The following is a 14,294-nucleotide window of genomic DNA, read 5'->3' as shown; positions in this document are numbered from 1 at the left end:
AGCGAAGTGTGTATACAGAGGAAGCGGGCGTTTACAATCAGTCAATTCGGGATAAAGATGGGGAGTTTGTTTCATACTAACATACAGATATTGTACTTAAAGGAGTATAAGTATGGGACATTCGCATGATCATGGTCATTCAAAAAATAAAAAGGCGTTACTAATTGCCTTCCTACTAACAACAAGTTTTATGATTGCAGAAGTTGTTGGTGGATTTGTAACAAATAGCTTAGCACTACTATCTGACGCGGGGCATATGCTAAGTGATGCAGTATCTTTAGCTTTAAGTTTACTTGCGTTTAAACTCGGAGAAAAAACAGCAACAACTGCGAAAACATACGGGTATAAGCGAGTCGAAATGTTAGCAGCATTATGTAACGGTGTCGTTCTTATTGTCATTTCGGTATACATTTTTATTGAAGCAATCCGTCGTTTTAAAGAACCAGTTGAGATTGCTAGTAATGGGATGCTCATTATTGCAGTCCTGGGTCTGCTTATTAATATTTTATCAGCTTGGATATTAATGAGAGGCGGAGATGTGAAAGGTAATTTGAATTTAAGAAGTGCTTTCCTGCACGTACTAGGCGATCTATTGGGTTCCGTCGGAGCGATTATTGCTGCGTTACTTATTAAATTTTTCGGATGGACTGCTGCAGATGCGATTGCTAGTATTCTTGTGTCTATTTTAGTCATTATTAGTGGATGGCGTGTAACACGTGATACGGTTCATATATTAATGGAAGGTGCACCACAGCACATAAATGTTGAAGAGGTAAAAAGTACGTTATTAAATATTCCGATTGTCAAAGAAGTTCATGATTTGCACATATGGTCTGTCACATCAGATTTTCAAGTATTAACATGTCATCTTATTATTAAAGGAAATGAAACGCAAAGTGTATTAAAAGAGGCTACGTATGTATTAAAGGAGAAATTTCATGTAGAACATGTCACCATTCAAGTAGAAATAGATGGTGAATTTAATCATGATGAGACAACTTGCAAAGTATGAAAGAAAAAGGATAAGAAAAAGTGTCATAACATTTTTCGCACGGCATACATATATATAATGTGGCCACAAGTACTTTGCAAGGTAAATATTTCATGAAATTACTTTACTTATAAAGAGTCATCTTTTATAATCAAAAGTGGTAATTGATAGAGATTATCATTTTCAATGATCGTAGAAAGGAGTTTTTTAAAAGATGAGTAGTCAACTCCGTTTTGCTGTTGAAAATCGTAAGAGGCATTTAATTGATGAGTTAATTGGAGCAGGTGTGTTTAAGATTCGCGACCGACAATTATACGAGCTGTCTTTAGAGGAATTGGAAAAAGAGTACGAAGATATGGAAGATTATGCGAATATTCAGGCGTAGCTATATAGATTAGTAAAAGGAGAGCTGGTTACGATTTTGTGTAACCAGCTCTTTTTTTACTTCGTAGAAATTATTTTTTGTATTTCTTTCATGGGACGGAGCCAGTTTTGGGTCATTATTTGTTCCATTTGTTTTTCGTCCTGCTTCTGTAATGCTTGAATGATAGAGTGATGTTCTTCAATAGATTGACTTGCTGGAACAAAGTTTTGGAAAAATAAATATTCAAGACGTAAAACGTGAAGTTGCATATTTTCTAGAAAGGGTTCAATATATTGGTTTTTAGCAATAGAAGAAATTGTATTGTGGAATTGTATATCTAATTCTAAAGCTTGTTTTGCGTTTTTTTTCTCTATAGAGTGCTGAAAATGATTATTTATTTCAGAAAGTAGTTGAATATCAGCGTCTGTAATGTTTTGAAGAGCTTGCTTTCCTATAATAGAGTGAAGACCAGCCATCGTTTCATAAATGATAGATACGTCGTCTAATTTAATAGGAGCAATTTTCGTTTTTTGCCCTGGTACCATTTCCACTAATCCAGAAAGCTCTAATATTTGAAGTGCTTCTCTTACAGGTGTTCTGCTTACTCCTAGTGCCTCAGCCAATTCCCCATCATTAATTTTTTCATTGGGCTTCAGTACACCTTCAATAATCCAATTTTGTAGTTGATTTAAAACGAGTGATTTTGCTGAAATTCTTCCTGGTTTTTTATAATTTTGAGGGACAGGCATAGTGAATTCAATCCTTTCATTGTATATTTTCCTTTTTTGTATGAACAAGCTTTAATTTTTGTTTCCCTTCATCTGGCTTTTGGCCTAAGATGAGCACCATTACAATGACACAAAAAGCGCCTAATAATTGAAAAGATTGAAATGGCACGTGCAATATAAGTACAGAAGAAATAATAGCTGCGAGTGGTTCTGTGCAACCAAATAATGTTGTTTCTTTCGGAGTCAGGTATCGTATGCTGTCTAAGTATAAATAAAAGGCAATAAGTGTCCCGAAAATGACGACAAATGTGATGAGCGGTAGGGTACTTAGTTTTACATATTTCATAGTTGATAATAAAATGAATTCGTTTGTAGAAATAAAGTGTACAATCGTTACACCAATACCCCCAATAATCATGCCCCATCCAACGATAACGGAGGAAGACCACTTTTCTAACAATTCCTTTGAATATAAACTATAAAAAGCGAGAGATAATCCAGATAAAATACCCCAAATAATAGCTGGTGTAGAAACAGCCAAGTTATGAACAGACCCGTTTGTTAGTAAGAGAAAAGTGCCTACTAATGAAAGGGTAATTGAAATGAAATCAATTTTTGATGGACGAACGTTCCATTGGAAAAGTAAGTATACAGTGATGAATATAGGAGCTAAATATTGCAATAATGTTGCGACGGCAGCATTTCCTTCTTTAATTGAAGCGAAATACGTATACTGTACAGCAAGCATACCGAATAGACCAAACAAAATCATTTTAATAGCATCAGATTTTTGTTTCCAAATGCCAAATATCTCTTTTTTTCTCGTTCCGAATGAGGAAATAATGAGCAAAATAATTCCAGATATAAGTAAACGGATCGTAACTAACCATTCGGTTGAAACATTGTCATATTGAAAAAGTTGTTGTGCAGCTGTACCAGACAAGCCCCATAAACAAGCACCGATTATGACCATTATAATTCCTTTTAATCGATTTGAATCCATATGATCTAAAATTCTCCTTTCTAAAAATACAAATTGAATACAATATGCAATATATCACAGAATGACTTGTTAATAAACTGAAATTTCTAATTTTATTTTTTATGTATAGTAAAATATTGTAGAGGAGGGGGAGGATATGTTAACTGGATTTTTAGTTTGTTTATTTGTAGGGTTACTTATCATTTTTTTAGGGTATCAAATACATGTGAAAAAGAGGTTGTTTTTGTTAGCAGGATATCAAGAAGAAACGTTTGTTGGAGATAAAAATAAATTAGCGAAGCTTTCAGGAGCATTTTCTTATATAGTTGGAGTTGCTACTATAATATTACCGCTTGGCTTAGAAAAAATAGGTGCTGTAGTTGGTATCATATATGCTATATTAATTGTTTTAGGTACAATTGTATTCATAATTAAAGCAAACCTATTAAATAAGAGTGCTATAAAGTAAAAAGGCTTCATTCTACTGAAGCCTTTTTTAAATTATTATGAAGTATAAGTAAAAGCTGGAATAGGATCAACAAATATATCCCAATCTTGTTTCATTTCTTTCTCTGTTAATAGACAACTATCTAATGATTGTTCAATTAAAGAACGGTTCATATCAATTCCGATAAATACGAGTTCGGTTATTCGATCTCCATATTGTTTATCCCAGTTTTTCAATACTTCTGGTTCTTCTGTAAACATTTGATTTCTTTCAGTTTCAGGTAATGCCGCTATCCACTCACCGGCTCCTTGAATTATAATAGAGGAACCTGCTTGAGATAGAAGCCCTATCATATTATTACGAGATGCCAGCCAGAAGAATCCTTTCGCTCTTACAATATCTAAAGGCCATCTTTCTAGCCAATTCATAAGGCGCTCGGGATGGAAAGGATATTTGCGGCGGTAAACAAAGGAATTGATACCGTATTCTTCCGTTTCCGGTGTATGATGGTCACTATTTAATTCTTGTATCCAGCCGGCCGATTGACTGGCTTCTTCATAATTAAATAGATTTGTGTTTAAAATTTCTTGTAATGGTACTTTGCTAAACGAAGATTCAAGAACTTTTGCATTAGGATTTAATTTTTTTAGTAAATGATGAAGCTCTATTACATCTTCTTTTTCTAGCAAATCTATCTTATTAAGAATAATTACGTTTGCAAATTCAATTTGATCTATTAATAAATCAATAACTTCCCGGGTATCATTCTCATCGATTGCTTGTTTTCGGTCTAATAAACTTTCTCCATCTGCAAAATCATCCCAAAATCTATTTGCATCTACAACTGTAACCATCGTATCGAGGCGACAATTTTTCGTTAAATCAATGTTAAGAACTTCGTCTGTATAAGTAAACGTTTGAGCAACTGGAATAGGCTCACTTATACCAGAAGATTCAATAATAATATAGTCAATATCACCATTTTCCACAAGACGATTCACTTCTATCATTAAATCTTCTCGTAGTGTACAACAAATACAGCCATTTTGAATCTCTACTAGTTTTTCCTCCGTACGTGAAAAACCACCCTTTTTTATAAGAGATGCATCAATGTTTACTTCGCTCATATCATTAACGATAACAGCTACTTTTAAGTTATTCTTATTGGTCAAAATGTGATGTAGTAAGGTAGTTTTTCCAGATCCTAAAAAACCACTTAATACAGTGATAGGTACTTTTTTCATGAAATGATCTCTCCTTTAAATCGTAATGATTACGTTTTATATTAAACGATAGGAAAAGAAAAATCAATAATAAATCATAATGATTACGATTTAAGAATAGAAATAGACTATAAAATTTGTGTTGTAGTATGAAGCATTTGGACAAGCACATGTTTACATGTAAATAAAATGGAGGCGAGAAGCTTGGTCTTTAATAGAGTTTCAAAAGAATTAGTAGGCATAGCTCTTATCGCTATGTTTCTCTTTTTATTATTTTTTGTAGATTTTACAAGTCTAGTAAATTTGCACACAAATATACCGCAGGAATGGCTGAATGTGAATACGGTATTTTTAAGTATCATTTTTGAAGCAATACCTTTTATTTTATTAGGGGTAATTGTTTCTTCATGTATTCAAGTGTTTGTGACGGAAGATATGATTCAAAAAGTAATGCCGAAATCTCCAATTGTTGCAATGATTCCAGCAGTATTTGTGGGAGTTCTTTTTCCAATGTGTGAATGTGTCATTATACCAATTGTAAGAAGGCTCATTCAAAAAGGGCTACCACTTCATGTAGGCATTGTTATTTTATTGAGTGCACCCATTATGAATCCAGTTGTTCTTTTATCTACTGTATATGCGTTTCCAAAAAATGATTACGTTGTATATGCACGTTTTGGGATAACAATTTTAGTTGCTCTATTCATAGGGCTAATTGTGTATTATTGCTATCGCGAAAGAAATGTTTTAAAAGACGTAGAGGTTTCAGTTCAAATAAGCAAAAAAAAGAGTTGGAAAGATGTTATGAATCACACTGTAGATGAGTTTTTTGATACTGGTAAGTATTTATTGATTGGTGCTTTTTTAGCAAGTGTATTTCAAACGTTTTTTGATCGGAATGTACTGGATGCAGTAGCACATAACGAAGTAATTGCTCCCATTATTATGATGGGGTTTGGTTATGTTTTATCAATTTGCTCTGCAGCCGATGCTTTTATAGCTGCGTCTTTTGGACATGTTTTCTCGATAAAGGCACTTCTCGCATTTCTTGTGTTTGGGCCTATGCTTGATCTGAAAAATACGTTAATGCTATTTGCGTATTTTCAAAAGAGATTTGTATTCTTTTTGATGGGAATTGTCATTGTATCTGTGTATACCATCGTGCAAATCATAATGTTATAGGAGGTGAGAAAGAATGGAGAAAGAGGAGCAGAAGGCATATCATCGCTATATTCGTGGCATTATTTTAATTGGTTTAGCAATGCTCTTATTTAAACTACTTGTAACAGGGAATATTTATAATTTTATCGCTCCAAAAATGATCAAATTTACGTATATAGCTTTTGTAGTAATTTTAATTTTTGGTATTGTACAAGTTTGGGGAGATGGAAGAGAAAAACAGCATGATTATAATTGTTGTAAACATCATACAACATCAAAAGCAGGGATAAAAAGTTTCTTTGTATATGTTTTATTTGTTGTTCCGATAGTTAGTGCTTTTCTCTTTGGAAGTGTAACAATTGATGGAAGTTTAGCAGGAAAAAGGGGTATGAATCAAAGTGTACAGGCGAGAAGTCTGGAAAGAAACGAAAAAGAGGGGAAACAGGTTAAGTTTGATGAGCAAGAAGTATTAGTTGATTCAGAAGAAACATCAAATTTAGCAACGACTTATAAAACGGAAGAGCAAGTAGTAAAAAGTATGTTAGGACAGCGTAAACTACAAGTAAAGGATAAGGATTATGTTCAAACAATGAATGTAATTGGTCAAAATGTTAATTGGTTTAAAGGGAAAGAAATTACATTCTTAGGGTTTATATATAAGGATAAAGATGTGACGGGGAATAAAGCAGTAGTGGCTCGATATGGCATAACTTGTTGTATTGCGGATGCATCAGTCTGGGGAATGATTGTTACCGGGAAAAATATTGAAAAAATTCCAGAAGAAACATGGGTAAAAATAACAGGATTATTAGATGAAACGACATATAAAGGAACAGTCTTTCCACTTGTAAAAGTAAACAAAATCGAAAAAATTAATAAGCCAACTGACCCATATGTATATGATGCTTTACCTCAATAGAAAAGAATAAATTCTTCATATTTTCATGAAATAGAATCATAATCAAGACGATAAAAAAATAAAGATAAGAGTAATTTGGTTTGTTAAAAATATGTGCAGAAGGAGTTATGCGATGAACTGGGTTACTCATAAACCATCATTTGAATTTGAAACATTTAGTCCTATTATTCGGTCACAATCTGCGTGGAGTGGACATTTAGATTTTGCATATGACTTAGTACGATTTGAAAAACCAGAAACTTTAGTTGAGTTAGGTACACATTTAGGAGCTTCCTTTTTTAGTTTTTGTCAGGGAGTAAAAGATGGAGGGTTATCGACTAAATGCTTTGCAGTAGATACTTGGGCTGGAGATGGGCATACAGGTCCATATGGAGAAGGGGTTTTTCAAATAGTAGAAAAAGTAGTGAGCGATAACTACCTTAATATAGGAAATTTAATTCGATCTACTTTTGATGATGCTGTAGACCGGTTTCAAGATGAAACGATAAATCTTTTGCATATTGATGGCTATCATACGTATGAAGCTGTTTCTCACGATTATAATACATGGCTACCGAAAGTCGCGAAAAACGGTATTGTATTATTTCATGATATTGAAGTTAGAAGTAGTGATTTCGGCGTATATAAGTTTTGGGATGAGGTAAAAGCGAAGTACCCTCATTTTCAATTTGCGCATTCATATGGACTGGGAGTGTTATTTCCGAAGGGTTGTAGTGATAAGTTTGAGGAAATACTTAAAAATAAAGAAGAAATACAAAATATGTATAAATAAAGGTAGGGCATGCATCATTTTAATGATGTGTGCCCTATTTTTTATGTAGAAAATAATGGTGTGAATTAAAAAGCGAAGATAGTTGTAAAAAGTTTTATTGCAGCAAATATTAAAAAAGTTAGTATGGTATTTTTCTTTGTAAATAAAGTGAAGCTTTAATACGTTCATATCAATTCGGAATTTTACAGTAGTTAATTTCTTACCTAAGTGCTTTGCACTTACTGAATTTTGAGACGGGGGTCTTATTGGCCGAAAATATCGGGATAAATAAAAATACAACATTTTTTATATTTTTCATTGCGAAAAACGTAATCTACTTTTACAATAGAAAGGGTTGTGAATATATTATACTGGAAAAATAAATCGAAATAATATGAAAATTTTGTTTTGTCTTCGCTAATTGTATATTACATACATGTAAGACGACATACGTCATGTTATCGACTTGTAAGGAGAGAAAAAAATGAAAAGTGTAAGATTACCATCGATGCTAGAAATCATAGTTCTTTTATTACTATTTCTTGCTGTTGTCTTTTCCTTCCAAACGATTTTTGATCTCCCAATTCAATTAGCGCTATTTATTTCATGGTTTTTAGTAATTGCGCTTGGATTAAGATTAGGATTTCGTTATCAAGAATTGCAAGATGCAATTACGAAAGGGATTTCTAACGGATTAGAAGCGATACTGATTTTAGTTGCAGTAGGTGCTTTAATTGGAACATGGATTGCTGGTGGGGTAGTACCAACATTAATCTATTATGGATTAGAATTTATTCACCCTAGCATATTCCTATTAGCAACATTAATTATTTGTTCTATAACTTCTATCGCAACAGGAACGTCTTGGGGAACAGTGGGAACAGCAGGTATTGCTATGATGGCGATTGGTGAAGGACTTGGTTTACCACTTCCGCTTGTTGCTGGTGCAGTTCTTTCAGGAGCTTATTTCGGCGACAAATTATCACCACTTTCTGATAGCACAGTTCTTGCAGCTTCTATGGCGAAAGTAGATGTTATTGCTCACGTTCGAGCTATGCTCGTATTAGATGTTCCAGCTTATATTATTACTAGTATTATGTTTACTGTAGCTGGTTGGATGTATGGCGGCGATAATGTAGATTTGAATCGAGTAGAATTTTTAAAAGAAGCTTTATTAAAGCAATTTGATATTAAAATATGGATGCTTGTTCCGGCGGTCATTGTTATCGTTCTATTAGCGATGAAGAAACCGTCTATGCCAACAATTGCAATGGGAGCTTTAATTGGTGCAATTTGGGCAACCCTTTTCCAAGGGATGAACTTTGGAGAGGCGATTGGAACAGCTTATAACGGATTCTCAATTCAATCTGGTGTTGAGTTTGTTGACAAGTTATTAAACCGTGGTGGAATTAACGGCATGCTTGGCTCAGTAGCCGTTATTATTTTCGGTTTAGGATTTGGTGGATTACTTGAAAAACTAGGTGTTTTAAAAGTAATCGTATCAAAATTTGAGAAGAAATTAAATTCTGCAGGTAATGTAACATTGTCTACATTAATCGTGGCATTCTTAGCTAATATATTTGGTTGTGCGATGTATGTATCACTAATTTTAACACCAAAAATTATGGAAGATAGCTATGATAAATTAAAAATAGACCGTCGTGTATTAGCGCGTAACTCAGAAGTAGGTGGAACGTTAACTTCAGGTATGGTTCCATGGTCTGATAATGGTATTTTTATGGCTGGTATTTTAGGTGTAGCAACGTTCTCATACGTTCCGTTTATGTGGTTAAGCTTCGTATCGTTAATTTTAGCAGTTATTTACGGATATACAGGCAAATTCATCTGGTATGTAGATGATGCCGATAAAGGAAAGCAAGCATCATAAAATAAAAATCACCTTCTACAATATGTAGAAGGTGATTTTTTTATTTTTTAATAGCATTTGCTGAAGTTATTTCATTCTCATATTTAGCAATTTTTTGTTGTATCTTTTTTAAGTTTTTTTCAGTGTCTTGAATGAGCTGTAAGACATTGGTCTCCTGTTGTTTCATTAATTCTAACCTTTGAAGGATGGTAGATTCTCCTTCCATAGACCAGTCGATAAATTGTTTTATTTTTTGAATTGGCATACCAGTGTTTTTTAAACACAAAATCATCTCTAAATATTTCAGTGCTTCTTCATCAAAAACTCGATCTCCTTTTTCGTTTCTTTGCAGAAAAGGAAACAGTCCTTTTTTATCGTAATAACGTATTTGAGAAATAGTTAAGTGTTGCATTTTGGCGACTTGCCCAATTGTATAATACATATCATTCATCCTTTTATTACCAAGGTATAATGCCATCTTTGTTAAGTATTTTACCATTATAGTTTGTTTCACTTAATGCATATTTAACAATAATTTTAGCACTTTCAGTGGTTGTATGGCCACCGGGGGAATTTCCATTAAGATCCGTAGTTGTAAAACCAGGAGTTACCCCAAATACTTCTGGACCGTTAGTGGCAAATTCTTTACTAAAAGCTAATGTTAAAGCATTAATAGCTGTTTTTGAAGAATTATATCCTAGTGTATTAATTGGATGTGTTTCACCATTAGCAAACATTGTTAGTGAGGCCATGTCAGTTGTTACATTTATTATTTTACTGTTGCTTGAATTCTTTAATAATGGTAAAAAGGCTTGCATCATTTGGAAAGTTCCAAAAAAATTAACTTCAAATCCTTGGCGTAAAGTTTCAATATTTAATTCACTAGGTAGCACATTGAAGTCTAGCGCTATGCCTGCATTATTAATTAATAAATGTAAGTAATCAGTCGTTTCGTAAATTTTCTTTGTTGCTTCTTGAATGGATTGTGAATTTGAAATATCTACTTGAATATAGGAAACGTTTGAAACATTTAAAGATTCTACGGCTTGTTGTCCAAGTTGTTCATTACGAGCACCTAAAAATACGTGATAATCTTTTTCTGCTAATTGACGAACAAGTTCATATCCAATTCCTTTATTCGCACCTGTTATAAAAGCATATTTTTTCATATTGAATTCCTCCAGTAATGTTATAGTAGGTTACAATGGAAAGGATACAGCCTAAACTTAAGTTTAGGTCAAGAGGAATTTTTTAAAATAAATATAGAATATCTATATATAAGAGTGAGAATTCTTATCATTTAAGAGAAAGTCTGTTATTATAAGAGATGTAGGTATTATATTTTCAAGGGGATGAAAACATGGAGTACAGAATTGAAAGAGATACATTAGGAGAAATAAAAGTTCCAGCTGATAAATTATGGGCAGCACAAACACAACGTAGTAAAGAAAACTTTCCAATTGGAACAGAGCAAATGCCGCTTGAAATTGTAAAAGCATTTGCAATTTTAAAGAAGAGTGCAGCGCTTAGCAATCAAAAATTAGGAAAGCTATCAGAAGAAAAAGCAGAAGCAATTGTAGAAGCTGCGGATGAAGTGATTGCAGGGAAATGGAATGAACATTTTCCGCTTGTCGTATGGCAAACAGGTAGTGGTACACAGTCAAACATGAATGTGAATGAAGTAATTGCAAATCGTGGGAATCAAATTTTGAAAGAGAAGGGATCTGACGTACATATTCATCCGAATGATGATGTGAACATGTCACAAAGTTCAAATGATACATTTCCAACGGCGCTTCATGTAGCTTGTGTAATCGCAGTAGAAAATCACGTATTACCAGCAATTACGAAATTAAAAGAAACTTTAGCAGAAAAAGTAACTGCATTTGAACATATTATAAAAATTGGTCGTACACATTTACAAGATGCAACGCCGTTAACTTTAGGGCAAGAAATTAGCGGATGGCACCGTATGCTTGAAAAAACAGAGCGTATGATTGCAGAGAGCAATACATATATGAAAGAGTTAGCAATTGGTGGAACTGCGGTTGGAACAGGTATTAATGCTCATCCTAAATTTGGCGAGATGGTATCAGAGGAAATTAGTCAATTTACAGGTAAACAATTTGTTTCTGCACCAAATAAGTTCCATGCATTAACGAGCCATGATGAAGTTGTATATACTCACGGTGCATTAAAAGCATTAGCTGCGGATTTAATGAAGATCGCTAACGATGTACGTTGGCTTGCAAGTGGTCCACGTAGTGGTCTTGGAGAAATTATTATTCCAGCAAATGAACCGGGAAGCTCTATTATGCCAGGTAAAGTAAATCCAACGCAAAGTGAAGCGTTAACGATGGTTGTAGCGCAAGTAATGGGAAATGATGCAACAATCGGATTTGCTGCGAGCCAAGGTAACTTTGAGTTAAATGTATTTAAACCTGTTATTGCTTATAACTTCTTACAATCAGCTCACTTATTAGCGGATGCAATTGTTTCGTTTAATGACAATTGTGCAGTTGGTATTGAAGCAGATGAAGAAGTAATTAATGAAAATGTGAATCGCTCACTAATGCTTGTAACAGCGCTAAACCCACATATCGGATATGAAAATGCAGCGAAAATTGCGAAGCATGCTCATAAAGAAGGATTAACTTTAAAAGAAGCAGCATTGCAATCTGGGCTACTAACAGAAGAGCAATTTGATGAAATTGTAGATCCAAAGAAAATGATTGCTCCAAAAGAGTAATAGAAAAAGCCAGGGTTCTGAGTATAGAATCTTGGCTTTTTTGATGTTCATTTTTATGTTTCATCTACTTGCAATACTACAAGCTTCAAAATATATTATTTGTTAGCAGGCGTATTCATTACTTTCATCTGTGGGCAGTTCTCTTTTAAGAGTGAAATGAATTTTTCTTCTTCTAGTGGTATGAAAGTGGTCACTGAGTCAAATAAATTGTAATGGATTTCTAATTGTTGTCTAGTCCATTTTTTTGAATGAAGTTTTTTACCAGAGTATTTAACGTGACGAATATTTTCAAATGGAATTTCAGTATGAAAAATGAAACCGTGTTTTACAACAAGAGATGATTCCGTTACGTTGTAGTGAGAGAAATAGAATGAAGAAAGATTCACGATATTTAGCAGCATCATGAGAGTGAAAAAAATAGAATTTTCATTTTGGAAGAATAATGAAACGAAAAAAATAATTATAAATAATGTAATGAAAATGACGTGGAATGGATTTTTTTTCGCTTTAAATTTCAAGTTAGTCACCTCGGTATACTTGTTCTTTAACTAAATTAAATCATAACATTGTGATAAAACGTGTGAATATGCAGAATTGCATATTCACACGTTTTATTATTCATGTAAAATTTCTTGATGGGATAAATTCAAAAGAAGTTTTGTAATAGTGGAGTGGCATAAAGTGACTTACAAGAATAGAAAGATAGCGTTAGTCATAATTAGTTGTATGATGATTATGAGTAGTTGTGCTAATAAATTTGTTGAAGATAGAAATCGAAAGCATACATTTGTACAAGCAAGTAAGGTTTTAGTAGAGACTGTAAATAGAATATATAAAGTGAAACGTTAATTAGTGGGAGGCTTACTGCCCGGTAAATAGCGGGATAAAAAGTAAAAGGTGTTTTCTTATACGGAAACATCTTTTTTGTAGTTAAAATTGAATACTGAAGTTTTGTAATGAGTGAATACCAGTTCCATATTCACTAATCGCATATGCGTTCTGTGTAATTTGCTTAACGGTAAACCAAGGGTCTTGAAGAATATTCATGTTCTATTTCACATCCTATAAAATGAGGTTGTATAAATACATTCGCTTTTCGTTATATCAAATCCTTTCGATAGATGTTTTTATAAAAGTTTATAAAATGGGCAAACGAAACGTTGAAATGTTTGTTTGTGTTGTGATAAGATGAAGAAGTGATAATAAACGATATAGCGATTTGTTTGGTTTTTAAATAAACATTTTGAAGGAGTGTTTAGTATGAGCGATATTTCAGAGAAGTTTTGGGATGCGTCAATAGAGGAATTAAAGAAAGGGTATGTGTTTGATGAAGAAAAAGAGGGGTACATTTGCTTAGCTTGTGGTGAAACATTTATTAAAGGTGTTATTTATCAAGATAATCAAGTTTTGTATGAAGCAGAGAAGTTCGTCCAATTGCATATTCAAAATGAGCATACGTCTATGTTTGATTATTTGCTAAATATGGATAAGAAATTTACTGGATTAACGGATTTACAAAAGAAAATGGTTCAGTTTTTCTATATGGGACTGAATGATAAAGAAATTGTAAAAGAGTTGGATGGCGGAAGTACATCAACAATTCGTAATCATCGATTTACACTGCGAGAGAAAATGAAGCAAGCAAAAGTATTTTTAGCGCTAATGGAATTATCAGAAGAAAAATCAAAAGTACAAACGAAATTTGTACCAATTCACAGAACAGCAACGATGGTGGATGACCGATACAATATTACGGAAGAAGAAAATAATGAAGTATTAAAAGCTCACTTTACAGAAGGATTAGATGGACCTCTCTCTAAATTTCCGAAGAAACAAAAGCGTAAATTAATTATATTGCGTCATTTAGTGAAAAAGTTTGATAGTAATAAAAAGTATACTGAAAAAGAAGTAAATACAGTGATAGAAAATGTATACCCTGATTTCGTAACTTTAAGAAGATATTTAATCGAATATGGATTTTTAGATCGAACAGCCGATGGAAGTCAATATTGGGTGAAGTTATAATCATATGAAAAGAAAATGAATAGAAGCACAGTATTATAACAACTATACAAAGAGATAGATATTGAAAATAGATTTTTAATAAAAGG

The 14,294-nt window shown here is 33.1% G+C and carries 16 protein-coding genes; 10 read left to right on the top strand and 6 right to left on the bottom strand.

The annotated features are described in order from the left end of the window. The first annotated feature begins 112 nt into the window (after positions 1-112). A complete protein-coding gene (locus tag ACK1U5_RS09985) occupies positions 113-1,012 on the top strand; it encodes a cation diffusion facilitator family transporter (protein ID WP_000510035.1) in 900 nt (299 codons plus the stop codon). A 193-nt stretch (positions 1,013-1,205) separates the two neighbouring features. Continuing rightward, positions 1,206-1,376: a Fur-regulated basic protein FbpA gene (fbpA, locus tag ACK1U5_RS09980; protein ID WP_000098302.1), complete on the top strand. Its 171-nt coding sequence runs from the start codon at positions 1,206-1,208 to the stop codon at positions 1,374-1,376. 56 nt (positions 1,377-1,432) lie between these two features. Here fbpA and ACK1U5_RS09975 read toward each other — a convergent pair whose 3' ends face one another. Together ACK1U5_RS09975 and ACK1U5_RS09970 are read right to left on the bottom strand one after the other, a co-directional pair. After that, complete coding sequence (locus ACK1U5_RS09975; protein ID WP_061139456.1) at positions 1,433-2,104, bottom strand: GntR family transcriptional regulator; 672 nt, start codon at positions 2,102-2,104, stop codon at positions 1,433-1,435. Positions 2,105-2,120: 16 nt separating this feature from the next. Next, positions 2,121-3,086, bottom strand: a complete 966-nt coding sequence (locus ACK1U5_RS09970) for a DMT family transporter (RefSeq protein ID WP_069604821.1) — start codon at positions 3,084-3,086, stop codon at positions 2,121-2,123. A 136-nt stretch (positions 3,087-3,222) separates the two neighbouring features. On the opposite strand from ACK1U5_RS09970, the gene ACK1U5_RS09965 reads away from it, so the two are divergent. Continuing rightward, positions 3,223-3,534, top strand: coding sequence for a DUF3784 domain-containing protein (locus ACK1U5_RS09965; protein WP_000955204.1), 312 nt, complete (start codon positions 3,223-3,225; stop codon positions 3,532-3,534). Between the two features lie 35 nt (positions 3,535-3,569). On the opposite strand, the gene ACK1U5_RS09960 is transcribed toward ACK1U5_RS09965, so the two are convergent. Next, positions 3,570-4,757: a GTP-binding protein gene (locus ACK1U5_RS09960; RefSeq protein WP_069604822.1), complete on the bottom strand. Its 1,188-nt coding sequence runs from the start codon at positions 4,755-4,757 to the stop codon at positions 3,570-3,572. Positions 4,758-4,925: 168 nt separating this feature from the next. On the opposite strand from ACK1U5_RS09960, the gene ACK1U5_RS09955 reads away from it, so the two are divergent. The 4 genes from ACK1U5_RS09955 to nhaC all read left to right on the top strand — a co-directional run bounded on the left by ACK1U5_RS09955 (position 4,926) and on the right by nhaC (position 9,455). Beyond that, positions 4,926-5,918 carry a permease gene (locus ACK1U5_RS09955; protein WP_175423925.1) on the top strand — a complete coding sequence of 331 codons (993 nt, stop codon included), beginning with the start codon at positions 4,926-4,928 and terminating at the stop codon, positions 5,916-5,918. Between the two features lie 13 nt (positions 5,919-5,931). Beyond that, complete coding sequence (locus tag ACK1U5_RS09950; protein WP_069604823.1) at positions 5,932-6,816, top strand: TIGR03943 family putative permease subunit; 885 nt, start codon at positions 5,932-5,934, stop codon at positions 6,814-6,816. Positions 6,817-6,928: 112 nt separating this feature from the next. After that, entirely contained in the window at positions 6,929-7,588 is a 660-nt protein-coding gene (locus ACK1U5_RS09945; RefSeq protein ID WP_001104673.1) for a class I SAM-dependent methyltransferase, read from the top strand. A 463-nt stretch (positions 7,589-8,051) separates the two neighbouring features. Next, a complete protein-coding gene (gene nhaC / locus ACK1U5_RS09940; RefSeq protein ID WP_000843992.1) occupies positions 8,052-9,455 on the top strand; it encodes a Na+/H+ antiporter NhaC in 1,404 nt (467 codons plus the stop codon). Between the two features lie 40 nt (positions 9,456-9,495). Here nhaC and ACK1U5_RS09935 read toward each other — a convergent pair whose 3' ends face one another. Beyond that, on the bottom strand, positions 9,496-9,876 hold the full coding sequence (locus ACK1U5_RS09935) for a MerR family transcriptional regulator (protein ID WP_069604826.1): 381 nt from the start codon (positions 9,874-9,876) through the stop codon (positions 9,496-9,498). A 16-nt stretch (positions 9,877-9,892) separates the two neighbouring features. Beyond that, complete coding sequence (locus ACK1U5_RS09930; protein ID WP_069604824.1) at positions 9,893-10,603, bottom strand: SDR family NAD(P)-dependent oxidoreductase; 711 nt, start codon at positions 10,601-10,603, stop codon at positions 9,893-9,895. Positions 10,604-10,794: 191 nt separating this feature from the next. Here ACK1U5_RS09930 and fumC point away from each other — a divergent pair, with 191 nt between their 5' ends. Beyond that, on the top strand, positions 10,795-12,183 hold the full coding sequence (gene fumC / locus ACK1U5_RS09925; RefSeq protein ID WP_000456608.1) for a class II fumarate hydratase: 1,389 nt from the start codon (positions 10,795-10,797) through the stop codon (positions 12,181-12,183). A gap of 95 nt (positions 12,184-12,278) precedes the next feature. Here the strand turns inward: fumC and ACK1U5_RS09920 are convergent, their stop codons facing one another. Then, positions 12,279-12,701, bottom strand: coding sequence for a PH domain-containing protein (locus tag ACK1U5_RS09920; RefSeq protein WP_030024938.1), 423 nt, complete (start codon positions 12,699-12,701; stop codon positions 12,279-12,281). Positions 12,702-12,864: 163 nt separating this feature from the next. On the opposite strand from ACK1U5_RS09920, the gene ACK1U5_RS09915 reads away from it, so the two are divergent. Together ACK1U5_RS09915 and ACK1U5_RS09910 are read left to right on the top strand one after the other, a co-directional pair. Next, positions 12,865-13,032: a hypothetical protein gene (locus tag ACK1U5_RS09915; protein WP_000221433.1), complete on the top strand. Its 168-nt coding sequence runs from the start codon at positions 12,865-12,867 to the stop codon at positions 13,030-13,032. A 411-nt stretch (positions 13,033-13,443) separates the two neighbouring features. After that, positions 13,444-14,208 carry a DUF2087 domain-containing protein gene (locus ACK1U5_RS09910; RefSeq protein ID WP_001280277.1) on the top strand — a complete coding sequence of 255 codons (765 nt, stop codon included), beginning with the start codon at positions 13,444-13,446 and terminating at the stop codon, positions 14,206-14,208. Positions 14,209-14,294: the final 86 nt, after the last annotated feature.

This window comes from Bacillus sp. XB1, assembly GCF_053557995.1.
This window is presented reverse-complemented; position numbering and strand designations above follow the sequence as displayed.

Bases quoted from the DNA above. Each gene is read 5' to 3' on its own strand.
- ACK1U5_RS09965 (WP_000955204.1), top strand. From the start codon at position 3,223: ATGTTAACTGGATTTTTAGTTTGTTTATTTGTAGGGTTACTTATCATT.
- ACK1U5_RS09950 (WP_069604823.1), top strand. From the start codon at position 5,932: ATGGAGAAAGAGGAGCAGAAGGCATATCATCGCTATATTCGTGGCATT.
- ACK1U5_RS09970 (WP_069604821.1), bottom strand. From the start codon at position 3,086: ATGGATTCAAATCGATTAAAAGGAATTATAATGGTCATAATCGGTGCT.
- ACK1U5_RS09910 (WP_001280277.1), top strand. From the start codon at position 13,444: ATGAGCGATATTTCAGAGAAGTTTTGGGATGCGTCAATAGAGGAATTA.
- ACK1U5_RS09930 (WP_069604824.1), bottom strand. From the start codon at position 10,603: ATGAAAAAATATGCTTTTATAACAGGTGCGAATAAAGGAATTGGATAT.
- ACK1U5_RS09935 (WP_069604826.1), bottom strand. From the start codon at position 9,876: ATGTATTATACAATTGGGCAAGTCGCCAAAATGCAACACTTAACTATT.
- ACK1U5_RS09945 (WP_001104673.1), top strand. From the start codon at position 6,929: ATGAACTGGGTTACTCATAAACCATCATTTGAATTTGAAACATTTAGT.
- fbpA (WP_000098302.1), top strand. From the start codon at position 1,206: ATGAGTAGTCAACTCCGTTTTGCTGTTGAAAATCGTAAGAGGCATTTA.
- nhaC (WP_000843992.1), top strand. From the start codon at position 8,052: ATGAAAAGTGTAAGATTACCATCGATGCTAGAAATCATAGTTCTTTTA.
- ACK1U5_RS09955 (WP_175423925.1), top strand. From the start codon at position 4,926: ATGGAGGCGAGAAGCTTGGTCTTTAATAGAGTTTCAAAAGAATTAGTA.
- ACK1U5_RS09960 (WP_069604822.1), bottom strand. From the start codon at position 4,757: ATGAAAAAAGTACCTATCACTGTATTAAGTGGTTTTTTAGGATCTGGA.
- fumC (WP_000456608.1), top strand. From the start codon at position 10,795: ATGGAGTACAGAATTGAAAGAGATACATTAGGAGAAATAAAAGTTCCA.
- ACK1U5_RS09975 (WP_061139456.1), bottom strand. From the start codon at position 2,104: ATGCCTGTCCCTCAAAATTATAAAAAACCAGGAAGAATTTCAGCAAAA.
- ACK1U5_RS09985 (WP_000510035.1), top strand. From the start codon at position 113: ATGGGACATTCGCATGATCATGGTCATTCAAAAAATAAAAAGGCGTTA.